This is a genomic window from Candidatus Neomarinimicrobiota bacterium (genome assembly GCA_034716895.1).
Lineage (GTDB): Bacteria > Fidelibacterota > UBA8477 > UBA8477 > JABMPR01 > JABMPR01.
Map to the genome: position 1 here is coordinate 1 of JAYEKW010000050.1, position 4,793 is coordinate 4,793.

Genomic DNA, 4,793 nt, shown 5'->3' on the forward strand with positions numbered 1-4,793 from the left:
AAGGCCCTCATGACCAGCCAGGATCAACTTCAGAGGACCTCGTCCTGTACTTAACTGAACTCCCACGCCATAGCCAGTGATATGCCTGACCACCTTGGAATCATAATAAATTCCCAGGTCTAATAAGATCACCAGTTGTGATTGACTTCCCAGTAAAAGATGCAGATCATGTTGGAGGCTCATGATTGATGGACTCCGTAAAAAGTTTTCTTCATAACCTCTCACGCTATTTACACCACCTAAAGGTCCAAGTATGGAAGGATCAGTTAAAGAGCTTGTGATATTCTGCAATTGGAGCGCAGTTCTCTGGGATAGAAAAAGCCGAGGAAAGAAACTGGTTTCCACTTCAGAACGGAGGAGCAAACGACTGATGGATGATGGTTCAAAATTTAATTCCTGCTCCAATGATGTTCGTAATGCAAAGCCCTTGTGAGCAACGATGTCCAGTTTTTCATGACGATAACCGAGACCCATCATTTGGCGCTTGACGGATCGCCATTCAGGATTGAGTAAACCACCATCTTTTGTGATCAAGGAATGCAGATTCTCATAGTGGAAGATCAATGAACGCTCCCAATCCAACCTCCAATCAAGTCCTGCTCGAGACTGAATAACCTGATAATCACCATTTACTACCTCACGACCGAAACTGAGTATTGCTTTTAGCGGGATTCCCAATAGCCAGGGATGTTCATACTTGATTAAAAATTGTTCAGAGTCGGTTTTTAGTCTTTTCCAATTCAGCTTCATTGATTTTCCACGGCCATCAAGATTAGGAACATGCAAATACAGGTGACCATACCAGGCCACCGTATCAGATTTCGAACTCTGATTAAAGGCTGCCAGGGCATCAATGTTCAATTCTGGTCGATCCTGCAGCCGGTAAGTAAGATGATAGTTGTTGGCGTTATCACGAGCGATCTCCCGCTGTCCTTTGAACCGGTACCCGAGACCGATCAGATGAGTCTCAGCCTGGGTTAATTTATCGGCATCGACCTCGAGAGCACCCAGCGTAAATTCCTGCTTAAGAACCCATTTTTCCCGTTCATCAATATCCAGGAAATGCAGGTGCTTAACCGCTGCCAGGGATCCTGTATTAATGACTGCAGTAAGCACTTGAGAATTGGCACCGGTAGTATTGAGCTCAATTTTGGCATCCCAATATCCCTGCTCTTGATACGAACCAATCATTCTATTCAGCAGCGAATCGACGCTGTTCTTTTCAATGATCAAGGAATCTGTCACGCCATGGACTTCGATATGCAAGGGTATGGATTGTCCAAATAATCCGGTGCTCAACAAAACCAGCGTCAAATATTTCAATATTATTGGATGACTATGCATTAGAAATGAGTGCGTCCTTCTACCCGTAAATATTGCTCTGGTCGGGTACTCCCCCGCTTCTGGATGCTGTAGTTTGTTGATAGTTGAAAACTACTTGAAAAAGTGTACCGTGCATTTATCGAGTATTTCCAATTGGTCCCTGGCTGGCGACCGGAAAATACTGAATATGGAATTCCACTGACATCCGCTTTGATCCTGGAAATCATTAATTTCTGATCCAGTCTGCCTCTTCTTTTGACTTTTAGAAAATGGTCAAGACCCAGATAGGTTTCAGTGTAGTTTTGATCCAGATGCAAGTCAGCCACCTCTGCATATTTGAGCATTACATTCAACTTCTGCTTGGCTGAAAAATGAACTTTGTGTTCCAGATAGGGTCGATAGGATTGCCAATTTTCAGTAGCAAGTGCATTATACTCAATCTTGCGGTTTCTTTTTGCATAGGTCAAACCAAGTTTAGAAAAACTTCCTGATGACCATTTAATTTCACCATTCAAACCGTGTTCTAGAAAACCTCTGCTTTCATTTCCGTAATTGTACAAAGTGGAACGATTACGGGTATTTCTACCTATATAATTAATCTTGGTAAGCAAATGTTTTGCTCCCGTTTGATAGGTCAAATTCAGGGATTGAAGCGTCTGATCCTGTATGATGGAGCCTGTGTCAACCTGAAGCTTGGATCGGGATTCTGAGCGGATACGAATCAGGATGCCTGCTTTACCGGTTTTACCATACGAAGCAGAATTGAATTCCAGACGGGTCTTGTTGTCATATTTCCTAACTTGTTCTTCCACATCTGAAAACACACGTTGCCTGATGAATCTTCCGCCACTGATGGGCAGATAGTCCCGGATAAACGGGTCATAGCTGTAGTCACCATACCCGGTATCAACTTCAACATAATGGTAATCGTATTTTGGTATATGTTCTTCATCGATCACATAATGTTCTTCGAAGCGAAATCGTTTTTTGAAAGCACTTCCCTTGAACTTAAGGTTCCCGAGGTAGTATTGAGTAGTTGAGCTATGCTCATTCTGATGCTCTCGGTATTTAAACTGGAACGCACCCCCGGTGTTTTTAAAATCAGCAAACGAATAGGTCATCGACCAATCTTGTCGCTGATCACTCCATGAACGGAAAATCTCCGACCCAAAGAACGAGCCATGTTCTGGACTCAAACGATAATCCTGCCTACGATCGTAGTGCACGGTGAGTTGGTTAGCAGCAGTCCAGGCATAGCTTATGCCACCACCTGCTTTTATATGATCATTTGATGGATACAGGCTTGAATTGCTACGATCTTCAACACTTATCTGAACATCTGTGGAAATTCTGGCGAGGGTGAGTGTGGAGCTGATCAGGTGCTGCTGGCTTAGCTTATTATCCCGATCTGTCATCGAACTATTCACTTTGAGCTGAAGCGGTCTGTCAGTTTTTGTGTTTGCCTTAACGGCCATCTGTCGACCGATGATCTCCCCTGCTCTCGCTAGTTGTGAAGCTTTTCCAGAAACATAATCTTCCTTTACTTCTCCCAGATGGATCTCGCCATATTTGAGATATTCTTCTTCAGTGACGCGTGGGCTGATCTGCCATCGCCGATAATACTCCATCGTTTCAAGCGCATCATGAGTCGCAAATCCATCTTCATAATATTTATCCCCCAGCAGCGCTTTAAATCCCCGCCACTCTGAGCTCAACCGCAACTCCCAGGCTTTTCTCGTGTTTGGTGTTAAATCAGAAGCATATAAGTTTTGAATTGCCTGAGACAGTCCCAGATCCATATCCAGGCTCATAAATCCAACTGATGCACCACCCTGTAGCGCTAACACCTCTTGGGAACGGGGCGCATAAAAGTGTTGGGCGGGCAAATATTCGCCTTGAAGTGTGTCATGCACAAAGTAACTGTCCTGCCCCTCTAGAATTTTCCTGTATTGACCATTCTGCAATCCGACAAAGCTGAATCCGGCCGAATAATCACCTTGGTTTTCACCGACATAAACCAAAATACTGTCAGTCCCGAGTTGATAATCTCCTGTAATCGTGTCTGGACTGATGCTGCTGACCATAATGGATCGTGTGGTGTCCGGCAGGTGATCAAAGATTCCCTGCAATTGATCAACATCTACATTTCCCAGGGGATTCCCAGAATCATCTTTCAGAGTTTGCCACTCAGCGGAGAAATGAAACGGTGAATTTTTAGTGTCGCCCACAGAAATGCCACCCCTGATCAATTGTTTTCCAAAAGAATATGAGGCCAGATAGATATCTGGTACATACTCAAACTCAACACTTATTCGAGAATTGTTGGAAAGACTCTGTTTTTGAGTGAATGTGATCTCAGCGGCATTGTAATCTATGCTGTAATCATCATCTTTGCCGCGTTGCAGTAACTTATCATTCAATTTTACTTTTTCAGAACCGGCCAAGACGATGATGAACTTCTCACCATTCTTACCGATGAGCCGATACGGTCCCTGTTTACCATCTTTGCCCTGAATCTGCTGTAGATGGTATTTCCCGTAGCTGAAACCCAGAGATGTACGAACAGCAAGGCGACCCGTTTTTGCTGTTAGATCGATTCCCTCAATGGAACGCTGGAAGCGACCAAATCGGCCATTTTTTGCTTTCAGGTCGATATCACCAATGGTAGCAGACATGGCCGGCCCGGTCACATTGACCATCACCCGATCAAAGTCGTTCAGACGGCGAGTGTTTCCGATGGGTTGTAATGGTGATGTTTTTTCAGTTAGAACACCTGACACCACATAGTTTTCACTCAATTTGCCTTTGATCTTCAAATACATACTGGATTGCAGCGAGACCGATGCATTACTTGAAACCTGAATTCCACGGCTAATGCTACCGGTGGCTCCCAGGCCATTTTCAGTCTGTGAAGATCTGGTATTAGCATTGTCAGGATCTTCTGACGATAATGAATCCAGTGCAGATGAATAAAGGGGAATATCAACGGCATATACTTTCGGAAAGGTGAGTGTATCCCCATTCAGAATAACCTGAAGCGAATCAATTTTGTTTATCTTCTCAGGGGAAGTGCCTGACGGTTTTGCATATAGGATATTCGAAAATGCTGACAACCCTATCAAGCACAATAGTAAATAGAATTTATACTTTGATGTATTTTTCATATTCATATTAAACCGGCCCATGTTATCCGTAAGTATATTTTACATATATAGCCACAAAGACACTAAGGCACTATGTTCTATAAATTCCCTGAATGGCTCTTTGAGCCTTTGTGTCTTCGTGGCAAAAGAACTTACACTGCTGCGAGGTGATGACTCCTGATGCATACGGCTATCTCAGGCCAGCTTAATAATCAAAGTTCGAGATCATCATGAACTGAATAAAGTCTGAAAAAACGAATCGATGCATTCAGTTTCATCCTGGTAAGAATAGAACCTTATGAATTTACCATGATCCGGCTAAAACGA

Annotated in this window: 2 protein-coding genes; both read right to left on the minus strand. The window is 43.5% G+C overall.

All coding sequences use genetic code 11. From position 1 onward, the window contains the following. The coding region (locus tag U9Q77_03575) for a BamA/TamA family outer membrane protein (GenBank protein ID MEA3286442.1) at nt 1-1,344 on the minus strand (1,344 nt) is incomplete at its 3' end. Beyond that, entirely contained in the window at nt 1,344-4,487 is a 3,144-nt protein-coding gene (locus tag U9Q77_03580; GenBank protein ID MEA3286443.1) for a hypothetical protein, read from the minus strand. The genes U9Q77_03580 and U9Q77_03575, both read right to left, overlap by 1 nt. Nucleotides 4,488-4,793: the final 306 nt, after the last annotated feature.